This is a genomic window from Micromonospora kangleipakensis, assembly GCF_004217615.1.
GTDB classification, from domain to species: Bacteria; Actinomycetota; Actinomycetes; order Mycobacteriales; family Micromonosporaceae; genus Micromonospora; species Micromonospora kangleipakensis.
In genome coordinates this window covers 1,800,889-1,817,620 of record NZ_SHLD01000001.1, presented here as the reverse complement: position 1 = coordinate 1,817,620, position 16,732 = coordinate 1,800,889, and the positions used below count along the sequence as shown (strand labels likewise).

Here is a 16,732-nt window from a genome sequence, read left to right as displayed (position 1 = left end):
GCCGGAGACCCCCGGTGGAGGTTCCGGCGGGCCGTACCCGGGCGGCCGGCGCGGCAGCGTCCAAGATCAGCATTGTGGTGGGGCAAAGGTTAACCCGAGTCCGCCCGGACCGCCCGTCGAGCGGGAATGGCCGACAGCGCCCCGTCCACAGCATGGGACGGGGCGCGGCGGCCGGAGGAGGTCGGAGGATCAGCCCGCCCCCGGTGGAGAGCTGGTTGGCCAGACGAATTCGGCGATCGCCCCACCGGTGACGGAGATCGCTCCGGCCGGTGTCCGATCGTCCCACCAGACGGTATAGAGACCCGCCTCCAGATCCGGGAAGACGGCACCGTGGAACACCCCGTCCCGGACGTGACGTTCCCGCACCGCCGAGTGCGTACGCCGCTCCTCGTCGTCCCGGCTGATCTCGATCTCCCGGCCGTGCAGCTCGCGTCCGGTGTAGATGATCAGCGCGCCGGAGTTCCCGCCGAGGTTCAGCACGACGCTGCCGCTGCCCGTCGGCCCGTAGGCGTGGTGGTGCTCGTGCACGGCCCGCTCCTTCAGGACTTCGCCGCCGGCGGGTTGTTGAACCCGTCGTACGGGGTGCCGAGGAACGGGAAGTCGCCCAGGAACGGGGCGCTCACGTCGGCGGCGCTCAACCCAGGGGTGACCGCCGCCGCGGCGGCGTCCGGCTTGAACGCCTTGTCCACCAGCGGCACGGTGACCCCGGCGACGGCCCGCAGCGCGATGCTCACCACGTCGTCGCCGACCCGGCGGCCGTTCGGGAAGCCGGCCAGGTCGCCGCCGAGCACGCCGAACCGGTCCGGCTTGCGGCTCGGCTTGATCGCCGTGTTCAGTCGCAGCATGTCGGCCTGGACGTCGCCGGTCGAGTTGGTGAAGCCGTCGATCAGGCCGGCGGGAATGCCGGTCAGCAGAATCGCCACCAGGTCCGCTCGCGGCTTCTTCGACTTGTTCAGCGCGTCCAGGTTGGGGAAGACGCCCGGGTAGAGCACGGGCAGCAGCCCGGCCAGCTCCGGCTGCTCGACGAACCGGGCGAACCGCTTGTCCTCCGCGGGCGGCAACGTGTTCCACAGGTCCTTCTCGGACATCGGCACGACGACCTCGTTGAACAGTGGATTGCCGAGCCGGGAGACCTGGGTGAACGGACCGGCGGCGGTGTCCGCGGCGACCCGGTCGCCGAGCACCCGCACCTGCTGGCGCGATGCGGACGTCCACACCCCGATCGTCGAGGCCCGGTCGGCGGCGCCGTACCGGGCGGCCTTACGGCGGACCCGGCTCAGCGGCACCTGCACCGCGATGCTGTGCACGTTCATCCGGTCCAGCGCGTTGACCGGCTCCCCCTCGGCCTTGAAGATCTTCTTCCCGGCCACGTGCAGCTGCTGGAACGGCCGCAGCGTACCGAGGTCGAAGATCGCGCCGAGGTCGACGAAGAAGCCGTCCGCCCGCTGCCCGGCGAAGACCTTCTCCCCGGTGGAGAGGCGGTACGTGGCCTGCCGGACCAGGTCGTGGTACTTCGGGGTGGAGAGCGGGCCGACGTTGCACGGCGGGCAGGGCAGCTTGTGCGCGAGCACGCGCTCCTTGCCGTCGGCCACCCGGGTCAGCCGGTAGAACTGCCGCCGGTTCCAGTTCTTGCTCTCCAGCGACTCGATCGGCCCGGTGTTGTAGAGAAAGCTGTTCGGATTCGTGATCTCGGTGCTGAATTCGAACCGGTACGTCACATCGGGATAGCCGTCGCCATCGTTGTCGATATGAATCTCGTACCGCACGTCGTCACCGAACTCGAAGAAGTTCGGACCGCCCGAGGGGAGCTGCAACGGCACGTAGTTGGCGATCAACGTGACCGTGTCCGGATGATCGGGACTGACGAACGCGTACAGGTCGGAGCTGTCGGCGACCGGATCCTTGGCTATCTCCGGGGCTTCGCGGTGGGAGGACATGGCGGACCACACCTTTGCGTCTGGGAAGCGATGGTCGAACGGGATCACCGGCGCCGAGAGCCTGCGCCGGGAGTGGCCGCGCCGCCGGACGGCGCGGGCGGGTCAGCGTCGGGCGGCGCGCCGCAACCGGTCCGCCAGGGCGCGGTCGCGTACCTCGATCCGGGTCGTGCCGACGAAGACGTCCATGGTCCCGGAGGCCGCGTCGCGGAGGTGGACCACGATCGGGTCGTCCCGGCGGCCCGCGGACGGGGTGTTCTGTGCGGCCGACAGGCCCGGCACGGTGAGGGCGGCGGCGCCGAGGGTGGCGCTCGCCGCGGCGGTCAACGTCTGCCGGCGGGTCAGTCGCGGCCAGGGCCGCTTCCGCTGATCAGTGGTCATGGGCAACCTTTCCGGGCCGGCGCGTCAGCGCCCGCGGTGATCGGGAGCCCCGGGCGCTCCGCCGAGGCGGACGCCGCCGGGCACCCCCGGTGGGGGCTGCCGGCGGCGGTCCTCGCCGCAACCGCCGCCGGCATCCGGTGGTACGGCCGGCGGCGGGGAAAGGTTCGACGCTACGCGCGGGCGTGACCGTACGCGGTCGTCCGCTTGCGGGCCGGCCGCCCCGCCGCCGCCGCGATCGCCCGCAGCTGCTCCTCGGTACGCGCCGAGCCGTTGCCCGAGCCCGCCATCCGGGAGATGGTCTCCTCCATCAGCGTGCCGCCCAGGTCGTTGCAGCCGCCCCGGAGCATCGCCACGGTGCCCTCGTCGCCCAGCTTCACCCAGGAGCACTGGATGTTGTCGATCCGACCGTGCAGCAGCAGCCGGGCCATCGCGTGCACCACCCGGTTCTCCCGCCAGGTCGGGCCGGGCCGGGCGATGCCGGCCAGGTAGATCGGCGCGTTGGTGTGCACGAACGGCAGCGCCACGAACTCGGTGAAGCCGCCGGTGCGATCCTGCACCCCGGCCAGCACCCGGAAGTGGGCGAGCCACTGGCCCGGGTGGTCGACGTGGCCGTACATCATCGTGGAGCTGGACCGGATGCCCAGCTCGTGGGCCGTGCTCACCACCTCGACCCAGGCGGCGGCCGGCAGTTTGCCCTTGGTGAGCACCCAGCGCACCTCGTCGTCGAGGATCTCCGCGGCGGTGCCCGGGATGGTGTCCAGGCCGGCCTCCCGGAGCTGGACCAGCCACTCCTTCACCGGTACGCCGGCCTTCGCGGCGGCCGTGACGATCTCCATCGGGGAGAAGGCGTGCACGTGCATCCCCGGCACGCGCGCCTTGATCGCCCGGACCAGGTCGGCGTAGCCGGTGACCGGGAGCTTCGGATCGATCCCGCCCTGGAGGCAGACCTCGCTGGCGCCGACGGCCCACGCCTCCTCGGCCCGGTCGGCGACCTGCTCCAGCGACAGCCGGAACGCGTCCGCGTCGCTCTCCCGCTGGGCGAAGGCGCAGAACCGGCAGCCGACGTAGCAGACGTTGCTGAAGTTGATGTTGCGGTTGACCACGTAGGTGACCTCGTCGCCGACCACGTCCCGCCGCACCTCGTCGGCGCGCCGGCAGAGCTCGTCCAGCGCCGGGCCGTCGGCGGCGAAGAGCGCCAGCGCCGCGTCCGCGTGCCGCGGCTCCAGCAGCGCCGCCGGGTCGTCGGCGGCCAACCGCAGCCCGGTACGCAGATCGTGGTCGCCCGCGCCGCCGGTCGCCCCGGCGCGGGCGCCGGCCAGGCTGGCGTCGGCCTTGCCGGCCACCTCCGACCAGTCACCGTAGACGCTGTCGAAGTCGCCGCGCCGGTCGTCGGTACGCCCGGCGGTGTCGATGGTCACGTGCAGGTCGGTCCGGCCGCCGAACACCTCCTCCGGCTCCTGCCACGGGCGGCCCACCGGGCGGGCCGACTCGACCGCGAGGCCGGTCGCCGGATCCGCCAGCGCGGTCACGTGCGGCAGCAGGCGCGGATCCAGCCAGGGGTCGCCGGCCCGGACGTACTCGGGGTAGACGGTGAGCCGTTCCCGCAGCGTGAAGCCCGCCGCAGCGGTGTGCCGGGCCAGCTCGTCGAGTTGCGGCCAGGGGCGCTCCGGGTTGACGTGGTCCGGGGTCACCGGGGACACCCCGCCCCAGTCGTCGATGCCGGCGCGCAGGAGGAGGTCGTACTCGCCCTCGATCAGGTTCGGCGGGGCCTGGATCCGGGCCCGCGGCCCGAGCAGCACCCGGGCCACCGCAACCGTGGCGGCCAGGTCGTGCAGCTCGGCGTCGGGCATGCCGCGCATCGCGGTGTCCGGCTTGGCGCGGAAGTTCTGCACGATCACCTCCTGGAGGTGGCCGTACTCCCGCTGCGCGCGGCGGATCGCGAAGAGCGCGTCGACCCGCTCGGCGGGGGTCTCCCCGATGCCGATGAGGATGCCGGTGGTGAACGGCACCCCCACCCGGCCGGCGTCGTCGAGCACCCGGAGCCGGACCGCCGGCTCCTTGTCCGGCGAGCCGAAATGCGGGCCGCCCGGCTCCGACCAGAGCCGGGTCGCCGTGGTCTCCAGCATCATCCCCATGCTCGGCGCGACCGGCTTGAGCCGTTGCAACTCCGACCAGGACAGGACGCCCGGGTTCAGGTGCGGCAGCAGTCCGGTCTCCTCCAGCACCGCCACCGCGCAGGCGCGCAGGTAGTCCAGGGTGGAGTCGTAGCCGCGCTCGTCCAGCCACTGCCGCGCCGCCGGCCAGCGCTCCTCGGGGCGGTCGCCGAGCGTGAAGAGCGCCTCCTTGCAGCCCTGCGCCGCGCCCTCGCGGGCGATCGCCAGCACCTCGTCCCGGTCGAGGAACGCGGCCGGCAGCCGATGCGGCACCGTGGCGAAGGTGCAGTAGTGGCAGCGGTCCCGGCAGAGCCGGGTCAGCGGGACGAAGACCTTCTTGGAGAAGGTGACCACACCGGGACGGCCGGCCTCGCGCAGCCCGGCGTCGCGGATGTCGCCGGCGATCCGGAGCAGCTCGTCCAGCGCGGCGCCCCGGGCGGTCAGCAGCGCGGTCGCCTCGTCGAGGTCCAGCGCCCGCCCGGTCGCGGCCCGCCGCAGCGCCCGCTGCACGCTCGCCGCGGTCGGGGCGGAGTCGGTGCGATCAACCATCCGCTCAGCCTATGCGCTGACCCTCGGCGGCCCCGACCGCACGCCCGGACCCCACCCCGGACGCCGCCAGCCGGCGGCTCGCCTGACGAGCCGCGCGTCAACGGAAAGAGTGGCCTCCCGGCGTGCGGAGGCCACTCCTCCGGTGCGGTGTGCGGTCCTGTCGGGCGGTCGTAGCGCGGGGGCCGGCCGCGCGGCTCCTCCGGGCGTGGGTCAGCGCGGCTGGTTCGGGTCGTCCCGGTGGTAGCGCTGGGTGTGGTCGTCGTACCGGGTCGGCTGGCCGAACTCCGCGGGCTGCCGCGGGATGGCCTGAGTCGGGTCGGCCGACGGCGGCTGGCCGAACGGCGGCGCCGAGTGCGGGGCGTTGCCGTACGGCGGGGCGGTGTTGAACGGCGGCGCCGACGGGTTCGGCTGACCGTACTGGCCGGGCTGCGGGTAGCCGCCGGGCTGGTTCGGCGCCGGGTAGCCGCCGGGCTGGTTCGGCCCCGGGTAGCCGCCGGGCTGGTTCGGCCCCGGGTAGCCGCCGGGCTGGTTCGGCCCCGGGTAGCCGCCGGGCTGGTTCGGCGCCGGGTAGCCGCCGGGCGACGGGTAGCCGCCCTGGCCGGGGGCCGGGTAACCGCCGGCCTGGCCGGGGTCGCCGCCCTGCTGCGGCCAGCCGGGCTGCCCCTGGCCGTGGACGCCGGGCTGCGGCTTGGGCTTGGGCGTGTAGTACAGGGTGCGCCAGACCTTGAAGACGACGTACCCGGCGACGGCGAAGATCGCCAGCCAGGCGGCCCGGGTCAGCAGCCCGAGCAGGGCGTCGAGCACCTCCGCCTCGGCGAGCCGGCCGACGAGCCAGATCAGGAAGGTCAGCGCGCCGAAGAACGCGCCGAACGCGTACTCGCCGAGGGCGACCTGGGTGATCAGCTTGGCCTTGGGCAGCACCGGCCGGACGTGGGTGGCGAGCAGCACGGCCAGCACCGGCAGCACGGTCGACTCGACGCCGACGAAGATGAAGAAGGTAAACCCGGCCCGGCCGCTGAAGGTGCTGTAGTCGTCCGTCGGCACCAGCAGCCGGAAGAGGCCGACGAAGAGGAGCACGGCGTTCGCGCCGAGCAGGACGAGCGCGGCCAGTTCGCGCAGTGGCTTGGTCAGCTGGCTAGCCTGCGACGCGTCGGTGGACGCGGGCTCGGCGGGGCTGGTCACGAACTCCCCCTGGGGACGAAAACGGACAGTTGCCGACCTGAGCCTAGTCTCCCCGGCCACCGGCCGATCGACGGCGGCGCGTGCGTAAGGATGGACGGCATGCGCATCGTGGTTCTGACCGGCGGGATCGGCGGCGCCCGGTTCCTGCTCGGCGTCCGGACGTACGCCCGAGAGGTGGGGGCCGAGGTGACCGCCGTGGTCAACGTCGGCGACGATCTGTTGCTGCACGGCCTGAAGGTCTGCCCCGACCTGGACAGCGTGATGTACACGCTGGGCGGTGGCGCCGACCCGGAGCGGGGCTGGGGCCGGGTGGGCGAGACCTGGACGGTCAAGGCGGAGCTGGCGGCGTACGGCGCGGAGCCGAGCTGGTTCGGCCTCGGCGACAAGGACATCGCGACGCACCTGGTGCGGACGACGATGCTCAACGCCGGGTACCCGCTCTCCGCGGTGACCCAGGCGCTGGCCACCCGGTGGGAGCCGGGCCTGACCATGCTGCCGGCCACCGACGACCGGCTGGAGACCCACGTGGTGGTGAGCGGGAGGAGCGAGCCTGCGAGCCCCGCGGTCGCGAACAGCGCCGGCGCTGTGGATGGCGACCAGGGCCAGCGGGCGATCCACTTCCAGGAGTGGTGGGTGCGGTACCGGGCGGAGATCCCGACGCACCGGTTCGTCTTCGTCGGCGCGGAGACCGCGAAGCCGGCGCCGGGGGTGCTGGCGGCGATCGGCTCCGCCGACGTGGTGCTGATCGCGCCGAGCAACCCGGTGGTGAGCATCGCGCCGATCCTGGCCGTACCGGGGCTGCGCGAAGCGGTCACCGACGGGCCGGCGCCGGTGGTGGGCGTGTCGCCGATCATCGGCGGGGCGCCGGTGCGCGGCATGGCCGACCGCTGCCTGGACGTGCTCGGCGTGGAGTGCAGCGCGGCCGGGGTGGGCGGCCTCTACGGCGGGCGGCCGGCGGGCGGGCTGCTCGACGGCTGGCTGGTCGCGCCGGAGGACGAGGGCACGCTGGTGCCGGGGGTGACCGTCCGGACGGCGCCGCTCCGGATGACCGACGAGACGGCGACGGTGGCGATGGTCCGCGCCGCATTGGAGCTGGTGTGAGGCTGGAGATCCTGCCGGTGCCGGGCATCGGCGACGTGACCGAGGGCGACGACCTGGCGGCGATGATCGCCACCGCGGCGCCGTGGCTGCGCGACGGCGACGTGCTGGTGGTGACCAGCAAGATCGTGTCGAAGGCGGAGGGCCGGCTGGTCGACGTGCCGGCGGACGGCCCCGAGCGGCTCGCCGCCCGGGACGAGGTGCTCGCCGCCGAGACGACCCGGGTGGTCGCCACCCGCGGGGCGACCCGGATCGTGCAGACCCACCACGGCTTCGTGATGGCCTCCGCCGGGATCGACGCCTCGAACGTCGACAAGACCCGGCTGGTGCTGCTCCCGGAGGACCCGGACGCCTCGGCCCGGGCGCTGCGCGCGGCGCTGCGGGACCGCTACGACCTCGACGTCGCGGTGATCATCAGCGACACGATGGGCCGGCCGTGGCGCAACGGGCTCACCGACGTGGCGCTCGGCGTGGCCGGGATGTCGGCCATCCGCGACCACCGGGGCGAGATCGACCCGTACGGCAACGAGCTGCAACTGACCCAGATGGCCGTGGTCGACGAGCTGGCCGGCGCCGGCGAGTTGATCAAGGGTAAGTGCGACCAGGTGCCGGTCGCGGTGGTCCGGGGCTACCTCGGCGCGGCCCGGCCCGATGACGGCGACGGCGCGCGGGCACTGGTCCGGGACGCCGAGATGGACCTCTTCTCGCTGGGCACCGCCGAGGCGCAGGCCGCCGGGCTGCGCGCCGCGGCCACCCTGGCCGACGGGCCCGGGCCGACGCCGGCCGACCCGGCCGCGGTCGACCGGGCCGTCGCCGCGGTCGCCGACGTGGTGGCGCCCGGCACGGTCTTCACCCACGTCACCGACGAGGAGGTACGCGCCGGTCTGGTGGCCACCGTGCCGGGCTGGCCGGCGCAGGCCACCGGCCTGGTTCTCGGGGCCCCGCCGGCCCCGGTCGACCAGCCGGACCTGGTGCGCTTCGGCGCCGACCTGCAACGGCTGCGGACCGCGCTGGCCGCGGAGGGGATCTCCTCCGCGCTCCTGCCGCCGCCCGACGGCAGCACCGCCAGCGGCGCCCTCGCCGTCTGACCACCGACCCGCCACGCCGGCGACCGGGGGCTTGGCTCCCCGGGCCGCCCCGGCGACGTCAGGCGTCGAGCATGGCCCGGCCGAGCGGGGTCAGCGTGTGCAGCACGGTGTTGCGGTCCCGGTGGCTGACCAGCAGCCCGGCGTTGCGCAGCACGGCGGTGTGCTGGCTGGCCGCGGCGGGCGAGATGTTCAGCCGGCGGGCCACCTCGCCGGTGGTGCAGCCGTCGTCGGTCGCCGCCAGCACGGCGGCGCGGGTCCGCCCGAGCAGGGCCGCCAGGGCCTGGCTGTTCCCGTCGCCCGGTGCCGGACCGGCGCCCCGGCCGGGCTCCGGGGCGAGCCCGCCGAGCCGGTCGACCGGGTAGACCAGCACCGGCGGCAGGGTCGGGTCGAGCAGCGCTACCGGGGTCCGGGCGCAGAAGAAGGACGGGACCAGCAGCAGCCCGCGACCGTCCAGGTACAGCTCCCGGGTGTCCGGGTAGTCGAGCACCTCGAGCATTCCCGCCTCCCAGCGCATGCTCGGGCGCAGGCTGGCCAGCAGCCCCTCCACGCCGCCGTCGAGCAGGGCCCGGGCCCGCCGCGCCCGGTCGGCCTCCACCGCCGCCCGGATCCGGGACCAGTACGGCGCGATGGCCAGCTCCTGGTACCGCGCCATCGAGTCGGTGAGGTGGCGCAGCACCTCGGGCTCGCCCCGGGCCAGCGCGGACGCCGAGGAGGGCAGCGGGGTCTCCCCGGACAGCAGGGTGAGGTCCCGGCGCAGCAGGTCGACCGGGGTGCCCCGGACCGCGTCCAACCCCGCCTCGAAGCCCGCCAGGCTCTCGTACGGGGTGAGGAAGTCGGGGAAGTAGCCGCGGGGCGGGTTCAGCGCGAAGAGCAGGCGGAGACGGTCGGCGGCGCTGTCGGTACGCAGGGTCCGGGCCACGCTGCGTCGCCAGTTCGCCATCAGCGGGTCCCGGCTGCGGCCCTGCAACAGGTGCAGGCTGAGGACTAGTTCCCAGACCGGGTCCGCGGCGGGGGCCACCCTGGTCCGCAGAATGTCCTCGCTCGTGAAAAAGATCTTCAGCATGGAGCGCTCCCGGGGGCGGGGCAGAGGGAGTGCCCGCCGACCATCTGCACTGTACCCGCCGGTACTTATCTCCATCTTTAAGCGTGAGCTGAAAAACCTCGACGTGACCGGGCCCGATTGGGCATGCTTCCCCTTGCCCGTGGGGGCCGGAATGTCACCGGCGCCGGGGCGACCGGGGGCCGGGGAAAACGGCGACCGGGCGGCACCACGAGGGTCTGCGGCCCATGCTCCGCAGAGGTGTCACCCGGTCGCCCACCGGCTCGACCCGGGTGTCAGTCTGTCCAGAGCGCGACCCGATGGTCCTCGTCGGTGACGTACCAGCAGCGTCCCGCCAGCTCGGCCAGCCCCTCCACGTGGTGGAACGGCGCCAGCTCGGCGACCACCTTCCCGGCCACCCGCGCGTCCGGCGTGACGTCGAGCCGGAAGCTCACGTGCCGCGAGGTCACCGCGCCGCCCTCCGGATGGTCGTCGAGCAGCAGCGAGCCCTTGCCCAGCGCGTCGAGCGACCCGATCACCGCCGCGTACCCGCCGTCGGCGGTGGGCGCGATCGCCCGGAAGCCGGCCAGCGCGCCCGGCGGGGTCACCCCGGTCAGCGCGTACGCCCCGACGGCCCGCGGCCAGGCCGGGTCAGCGGCGAACATCCCGGCCACCCCGGCCAGCTCCACCAGGATCGGCTCGCCCTCGGCGGTCACCGGGAACCGGAGCCCCAGCAGCACCGTGCCGGCCGGCGTGAAGGCGGCCGCCTCGACGTTGAGCGGCAGGTCGTCCTCGGCGAGCCGGCTCACCCAGCTCTTCGCCCGGGCGGTGCCCCGGGCCAGGGTCTCCACGATGAACCGGTGCCGGACCCGGTCGCCCGGCGGCAGCGGGGTCAGCGGCGCGGCGGCGAGCGCGTCGTTGACCGCCCGGTGCAGCCGGAACCGGTTGCGCACCACGTGCACGGGCAGCGTCCCGGTCGCGGCGTCGTCCTCCCGGAACCGGGCCACGAACGCCCGGCGGGGCCGCAGCGGGCCGGCCTTCGAGCCGAAGTGCGAGCCGAAGACGTACACCCAGCCGTCGTGGTGGGCGAGCGCCTCACCGTCCTCGGTCCGGCCGTTCTCGCCGCCGGCGTCGGCGGCGACGTGGTGCGCCACCCACTCGCCGTCCTCGCGTTCGAGCAGCAGGGCCAGGCAGCGTTCCACCGGGCCCTCGTCCAGAACGGTCCAGAAGCCGCGCCGGGCGTGGTGCGCGCGGAGCAACGCCGGCGAGCGGACCGGCAGCAGGTCACTGGCCTCGTTGCCGGCCACGACGAACTCGACGAGTCGCAGGGTCACCGGGCCAGGGTACGGAGACCGCGCTCGTAGAGTGTCGGGATGCCCGACATCCTCCCCGTCACCGGTCCCACCGTCCCGCCGCCCGCCGCCGAGGCCCACGCCGACCTGCACGCCGACGCCTCCGCCGTGCTGGCCGGCTGGCGACCGACCGGTCCGGCGGCGGGTGCGGCGCGGGACCGCACGCTGGAGCTGCTGACGGCGGGGCCGGTGGCGATGAGCCGGAGCCACCGCCCCGGGCACGTCACCGCCAGCGCGCTGGTGCTCGATCCCACCGGCGGTCGGGTGCTGCTCTGCCTGCACGGCAAGTTCCGCAAGTGGGTGCAGCTCGGCGGGCACTGCGAGCCCGGCGACCGGACCCTGGCGGGCGCCGCGCTCCGCGAGGCGACCGAGGAGTCCGGGATCACCGGCCTGACGGTCGACCCGGTCCCGATCGACGTGGACATCCACCCGGTGAGCTGCCAGGGCGGCTCGCTGCACTACGACGTCCGGTTCGCGGTCTTCGCCCCGGCCGGGGCCACCGAGCGGGTCAGCGCCGAGTCGGAGGCGCTGGGCTGGTTCCCGCCGGACCGGCTGCCCGAGCCGCTGGCCGACGGGACGGTCCAGCTCGTCGCGCCGGCCCTGGCCGCTCTGCGGGGTCGTACCGCCCGCTGAGCCGGCCTCCGCTCACCCGGAGCGGCCGGGCCGCGCGACGCGGTCGACCCGCCGGGGTCAGACGTAGCCCTCCTCGCCGCGCTCCTTCAGCTCGTCGACCAGCTTCTTGACGTCCTGGGCCCGGTCGCGGGGGCAGACCAGCACCGCGTCCGGGGTGTCCACCACGATCAGGTCGTGCAGGCCGAGGACGGCCACCAGCCGGCCCGACTGCGGCACCACCACCAGGTCCCGGCTGTCGTGCAGCAGCACGCCCGGCTTGCCGTCGATGCCGAGCACCACGTTGCCGTCCGGGTCGGCGGGCAGCACCTCGCCGAGGGTGTGGAAGTCGCCGACGTCGTTCCAGCCGAAGTCGCCGGGCACGGTGGCCACCCGGCCGGCCGTCGCCGCGCCCTCCATCACCGCGTAGTCCACGGAGATCTTCGGCAGGGTCGGCCAGACGGTGCCGAGGATGTCGTCCTGCTCCGGGGTGCCCCAGGCGGCCGCGATCGCGGTGATCCCGGCGTGCAGCGCCGGCTGCTGCCGGGCCAGCTCGGCCAGGAAGACGTCCACCCGCCAGACGAACATGCTGGCGTTCCAGAGGTACCGCCCGGAGCGGACGTACCCCTCGGCCACCTCGGCGGCCGGCTTCTCCTTGAACTCGGTGACCGGACGCAGTGGACCGTCACCCGTCGGATCACCGGTCTCCAGGTAGCCGTAGCCGGTCTCCGGCCGGGTCGGGGTGATCCCCACCGTCATCAGCAGCCCCCGCTCGGCGCCGCCGATCGCCTGGCGCACCGTCTCCGCCCAGCGGGCCGGGTCACCGATCAGGTGGTCCGCGGCGAACGAGCCCATCACCGCCTCGGGGTCGCGCAGCGCGATCACCGCGGCGGCCAGGGCGATCGCCGCGCAGGAGTCGCGCGGCGAGGGCTCTACGAGGATGTTCTCCTCGGGCAGGCCGGCCAGTTGTCGAGCCACCGCCGCGACGTGCGCGGCACCGGTGACCACCAACGTCCGCTCGGGTGTGGTCAGCGGCGCGAGCCGGTCCACCGTAGCCTGGAGCAGCGAGGCCGGGGTGCCGGTCAGCGGGTGGAGGAACTTGGGGTGGCCGGCGCGGGACAGCGGCCACAACCTCGTGCCGCTGCCACCCGCCGGGATGACGGCGTAGAACATCAGCACATCATGCCCGAACCGTCATGCTACGGACGCCCGGTCGGCCGTACCGGCAGCCGACGCTTCAGGAACGGGCCCGGCTCCACGCCGCGATGTGCACCTCGGCGCTGGACTCCCAGGTGAACTCCTTGGCCCGGTCGAAACCGGCCTTGGCCAGGGAGAGCCGGCGGTGCTCGTCGTCCAGCAGGGCGGCCAGGTCGGTGGCGATCTGGGCCGGGTCCTCGCTGGTGTAGGCCACCGCGTCGCCGCCCACCTCCGGCAGCGAGAGCCGGGGCGTGGTGAGCACCGGCGCGGCGCAGGCCATCGCCTCCAGGATCGGCAGGCCGAAACCCTCGCCGTACGACGGGTAGGCGGCGACCAGGGCGCCGCCGAGGAAGCCGGGCAGGTCGGCGTAGCGCAGGTAGCCCGGGCGGAGCAGCCGCAGGTGGGACGGGACCTCGGCCACCGCGCGGTCGATGTCGTCGTCGTGCCCCTGGCCGCCGGCGATGACCAGGGCCGGCGGGTCGGCCCGGTCGGCCACCGCGCGGGCCCAGCCGCGGATCAGGTTGGGTACGTTCTTGCGCGGCTCCTTGGCCCCGAGGAACGCGATGTAGCTGCTGCTGCCCAGCCCCAGCCGGGCCCGGACCCGGGCCTTCTCCTCCTCGCTCGGGGCGTGGAAGGCGGCCTGGTCGACACCGTGGTACGCCACGTCGATCCGGGTCGGGTCGGCGTCGAGCAGCCGGATCAGCTCATCCCGGGTGGCCTTGCTCGGCACGATCACCCGGTCGGCCCGGCGCAGCGACGTCTTGATCGCGCTGCGGAAGAACGTCCGGCGGGACTTGTCGTAATGCTCCGGCTCGGTGAAGAAGGTCGCGTCGTGCACGGTGACCGTGACCGGGCAGCCGGCTCGCAGCGGACAGGTGTAGAACGGCGAGTGCAGGACCTCCGCGCCCACCTGCTGGGCGAGCAGCGGCAGGCCGGTCTGCTCCCAGGCGAGCCGGGCGGGACGGTGCGCGACCGCCGCCGGTGCGGGGACGACCTCTGCCCCGGGCAGCATCCGGGTGTAGCGCTCCAGGTCGGTGCGGAGGCTCACCACGGCCAGGTCCACGCCGGAGCCGCAGACCTTGCCGAGGGCGCCGAGCAGGCCATCGACGTATCTACCGACGCCGCCACGGTCGGCGGGGACACTCGTGGCGTCGATGAGCACGCGGGGCGGGCGACCGGCGGTCACGGGGCGACTCCTCAGGCTGGCGGTTCTGTGGTGAACAACACTGTCGGCAAGCCTACGCCGGGGCGGTGCCCCGACGCTGACTGCGACCCGACGGTACGCCGACTTGTCATCGACATCGAATACGGGCGGGGACCGCGTATCGTTCGCGCCGATGGCCGACAACATTGCCCGGGTCTTCGCCGACGCGATCGCGACCGATCCGACCCGTCCCCTGCTGACCTGGTACGACGACGCGACCGGCGAGCGGACCGAACTGTCCGGCGCGACGCTCGCGAACTGGGTGGCCAAGACGGCCAACCTGCTCGTTGACGAGGCGGCCCTCGCCCCCGGCGACACGGCCGGGGTGCTGCTGCCGCCGCACTGGCAGACCGCCGCGGTGCTGCTCGGCTGCTGGTCGGCGAAGTTGACGGTGGTCGACACGCCGGGTGCCGTGGACGTGCTCTTCGCCGCGGCCGACCGGGCCGCCGAGGCGGCGGCCTGGTCGGCCGGCGAGCGGTACGCCCTCGCGCTCGCCCCGTTCGCTGCCCCGCTGCGGCAGGTGCCGCCCGGCTTCGCCGACTACGTCGTCGAGGTACGCGGCCACGGCGACCACTTCACCCCGTACCCGAAGGGCGGCGAGGCGGACGCGGACCTGCTGGCGCGCGCGGAGGCCCGGGCGACGGAGCTGGGGATCACCCCCGGCGACCGCCTGCTGATCGACGCGGCCGTCCACCCCGACCCGGTCGACTGGCTCCTGGCCCCGCTGACCCGACCTGCCAGCATCGTCCTCTGCGGCAACCTCGACCCGTCCCGCCTCGACTCCCGCGCGACCACGGAAAAGGCCACCCGCACCCTGACCTGACCCCCTCCAGCGCGCCGATCTTGCAGTTCGGGCCCTCACGATGGGCGTTGTGCCCCCTTCGCCGGGGCGACAAGTGCAAGATCGACGCGGGTGAGGGTGGGGTGTCAGGCGCGGGTGGGGTTGTCGGTGGAGGTGCGGCGCTGGGCGAAGGCGGCGAAGGCCGTCAGGGACTCCGGGTTGGCCAGGGCGCCCTTGGCGGCGGCGCTGTCGACGGGGGTGCCGGTGAGGATCTTCTTGACCGGGACCTCCAGCTTCTTCGCCGAGAGGGTGCGCGGGACGGCGCGGACCTGGTGGATCTCGTCGGGGATGTGCCGGGGCGACAGGGCGGTCCGCAGCTCGCGGCAGATCTTCTTCCGCAACGCGTCGTCGAGCTCCAGGCCCTCGGCCAGCACCACGAAGAGCAGCAGCTCCCCCGCGCCGCCCTCGTCGTCCTCCAGGTGCACCACCACCGAGTCGACGACCTCGTCCAGCCCCTCGACCACCGAGTAGAACTCGGCGGTGCCGAGGCGGACTCCTCCCCGGTTCAGGGTGGCGTCCGAGCGGCCGGTGATCACGCAGCCGCCGCGCTCGTTGATCGTGATCCAGTCACCGTGCCGCCAGACGCCCGGGTAGACCTCGAAGTACGCCTCCCGGTAGCGGACGCCGTCCGGGTCGTTCCAGAAGCCCACCGGCATGCTCGGCATCGGCGCGGTGATCACCAGCTCGCCCAGCTCCCCGATGACCGGGGTGCCGTCGGCCGAGCGGGCCTCCACCTTCGCGCCCAGCGCCCGGCAGGTGATCTCCCCGGCGTGCACCGGCAGCAGCGGCACGCCGCCGACGAAGCCGGTGCAGACGTCCGTGCCGCCGGAGAGGGACTGCAGCTGGAGGCGGTCGCCGACGTTCTCGTACACCCAGGTGAAGCCCTCGGCGGGCAGCGGCGCGCCGGTCGAGCCGACCCCGCGCAGCGCGGCGAGGTCGGCGATCGCCCTCGGCACCAGGTTGGCCTTGCGGCAGGCCAGCAGGAACGGCGCCGAGGTGCCGAAGTACGTGGTGCCGGTCTCGTCCGCCAGCCGCCACAGCGCGCCCAGGTCGGGGTGGCCCGGGTTGCCGTCGAAGAGCACGATGGTCGCGCCCACCGCCGGCCCGGAGACCAGGAAGTTCCACATCATCCAGCCGGTGGTGGTGAACCAGAAGAACCGGTCCGCCGGGCCCAGGTCGTGGTGCAGGGCGAGCATCTTCAGGTGCTCCAGCAGGATGCCCCCGTGGCCGTGCACGATCGGCTTGGGCAGCCCGGTGGTGCCGGAGGAGTAGAGCACGTAGAGCGGGTGGTCGAACGGCACCGGGGTGAAGGCCAGCGGCTCGTCGGTCTCCGCCGCCAGCTCGGCCCAGGAGAGCGCCCCCTCCGGCGGCGTACCGGCCGGGTCGAGGTACGCGATGCCGACGGTGTGCGCCAGCGACGGCAGGGCGGCCCGGATCGCGGCCACCTCCCCGCGCCGGTCCACCGGCTTGTCGCCGTACCGGTAGCCGTCGACCGCGACCAGCACCTTCGGCTCGATCTGCTGCCAGCGGTCGGTGACGCTGCGGGTGCCGAACTCCGGCGCGCAGGAGGAGAAGATCGCGCCGAGGCTGGCGGTCGCCAGCAGCAGCACGTACGTCTCGGGGATGTTCGGCGCGTACGCCGCGACCCGGTCGCCGGGGCCGACGCCGAGCCGGCGCAGCCCGGCCGCCACCCGGCGGACCTGCTCGCGCAGCTCGGCCGCGGTCAGGGTGACCGCCGGGCGGGTCTGCCCGTGCGCGATCACCACCGGATCGTCGTCGCCCCGGCCGGGCATCCGCAGCACGTTCTCGGCGTAGTTGAGCGTGGCGCCGGGGAACCAACGGGTGCCGGGCATCGCCGGGTCGGTCAGCGTGGCGGTCGGCGCGGTGTGCGCGACCACCTCGAAGTAGTCCCAGATCGACCGCCAGAACGCCTCGAGGTCGGTGACCGACCACTGCCAGAGCGCGTCGTAGTCGGCGAACTCCAGCCCCCGGTGCTCGGCCAGCCACCGTAGGTAGTCACCGATCCGGGACCGCTCGCGCACATCGGCCGGCGGCGTCCACAGCACGTCACCCACTGCTCCACCCTCCCTGCGGCCCACACGACA

Annotated in this window: 14 protein-coding genes; 4 read left to right on the top strand and 10 right to left on the bottom strand. The window is 74.1% G+C overall.

Annotated elements, in window-relative coordinates; translation table 11 throughout:
* Positions 1–189: 189 nt before the first annotated feature.
* The 5 genes from EV384_RS08835 to EV384_RS08815 all read right to left on the bottom strand — a co-directional run bounded on the left by EV384_RS08835 (position 190) and on the right by EV384_RS08815 (position 6,199).
* A complete protein-coding gene (locus EV384_RS08835) occupies positions 190–528 on the bottom strand; it encodes a phospholipase (protein ID WP_130331853.1) in 339 nt (112 codons plus the stop codon).
* Between the two features lie 11 nt (positions 529–539).
* A complete protein-coding gene (locus tag EV384_RS08830; RefSeq protein ID WP_130331851.1) occupies positions 540–1,937 on the bottom strand; it encodes a DUF4331 domain-containing protein in 1,398 nt (465 codons plus the stop codon).
* Positions 1,938–2,039: 102 nt separating this feature from the next.
* Positions 2,040–2,315: a hypothetical protein gene (locus tag EV384_RS08825; protein ID WP_130331849.1), complete on the bottom strand. Its 276-nt coding sequence runs from the start codon at positions 2,313–2,315 to the stop codon at positions 2,040–2,042.
* A 170-nt stretch (positions 2,316–2,485) separates the two neighbouring features.
* Entirely contained in the window at positions 2,486–5,017 is a 2,532-nt protein-coding gene (locus EV384_RS08820; RefSeq protein WP_130331847.1) for a bifunctional FO biosynthesis protein CofGH, read from the bottom strand.
* Positions 5,018–5,227: 210 nt separating this feature from the next.
* Entirely contained in the window at positions 5,228–6,199 is a 972-nt protein-coding gene (locus EV384_RS08815; RefSeq protein WP_130331845.1) for a hypothetical protein, read from the bottom strand.
* 99 nt (positions 6,200–6,298) lie between these two features.
* Here EV384_RS08815 and cofD point away from each other — a divergent pair, with 99 nt between their 5' ends.
* Together cofD and EV384_RS08805 are read left to right on the top strand one after the other, a co-directional pair.
* On the top strand, positions 6,299–7,300 hold the full coding sequence (gene cofD / locus EV384_RS08810; protein ID WP_130331843.1) for a 2-phospho-L-lactate transferase: 1,002 nt from the start codon (positions 6,299–6,301) through the stop codon (positions 7,298–7,300).
* Positions 7,297–8,385, top strand: coding sequence for a coenzyme F420-0:L-glutamate ligase (locus tag EV384_RS08805; RefSeq protein ID WP_130331841.1), 1,089 nt, complete (start codon positions 7,297–7,299; stop codon positions 8,383–8,385). Before cofD ends, EV384_RS08805 begins: the two co-directional genes overlap by 4 nt.
* Before the next feature lie 58 nt (positions 8,386–8,443).
* On the opposite strand, the gene EV384_RS08800 is transcribed toward EV384_RS08805, so the two are convergent.
* Positions 8,444–9,448 carry an ArsR/SmtB family transcription factor gene (locus EV384_RS08800; RefSeq protein WP_130331839.1) on the bottom strand — a complete coding sequence of 335 codons (1,005 nt, stop codon included), beginning with the start codon at positions 9,446–9,448 and terminating at the stop codon, positions 8,444–8,446.
* A 272-nt stretch (positions 9,449–9,720) separates the two neighbouring features.
* Entirely contained in the window at positions 9,721–10,758 is a 1,038-nt protein-coding gene (locus EV384_RS08795; protein WP_130331837.1) for a hypothetical protein, read from the bottom strand.
* Between the two features lie 39 nt (positions 10,759–10,797).
* On the opposite strand from EV384_RS08795, the gene EV384_RS08790 reads away from it, so the two are divergent.
* Positions 10,798–11,409, top strand: coding sequence for an NUDIX hydrolase (locus EV384_RS08790; protein ID WP_130331835.1), 612 nt, complete (start codon positions 10,798–10,800; stop codon positions 11,407–11,409).
* A gap of 57 nt (positions 11,410–11,466) precedes the next feature.
* Here EV384_RS08790 and EV384_RS08785 read toward each other — a convergent pair whose 3' ends face one another.
* Together EV384_RS08785 and EV384_RS08780 are read right to left on the bottom strand one after the other, a co-directional pair.
* Positions 11,467–12,558 carry a mannose-1-phosphate guanylyltransferase gene (locus EV384_RS08785; RefSeq protein WP_130331833.1) on the bottom strand — a complete coding sequence of 364 codons (1,092 nt, stop codon included), beginning with the start codon at positions 12,556–12,558 and terminating at the stop codon, positions 11,467–11,469.
* Between the two features lie 64 nt (positions 12,559–12,622).
* A complete protein-coding gene (locus EV384_RS08780; RefSeq protein ID WP_130331831.1) occupies positions 12,623–13,768 on the bottom strand; it encodes a glycosyltransferase family 4 protein in 1,146 nt (381 codons plus the stop codon).
* Between the two features lie 151 nt (positions 13,769–13,919).
* Here EV384_RS08780 and EV384_RS08775 point away from each other — a divergent pair, with 151 nt between their 5' ends.
* Complete coding sequence (locus EV384_RS08775; RefSeq protein WP_130331829.1) at positions 13,920–14,609, top strand: TIGR03089 family protein; 690 nt, start codon at positions 13,920–13,922, stop codon at positions 14,607–14,609.
* Between the two features lie 104 nt (positions 14,610–14,713).
* Here EV384_RS08775 and EV384_RS08770 read toward each other — a convergent pair whose 3' ends face one another.
* Positions 14,714–16,702: an acetoacetate--CoA ligase gene (locus EV384_RS08770; protein WP_130331827.1), complete on the bottom strand. Its 1,989-nt coding sequence runs from the start codon at positions 16,700–16,702 to the stop codon at positions 14,714–14,716.
* Positions 16,703–16,732 lie beyond the last annotated feature (30 nt).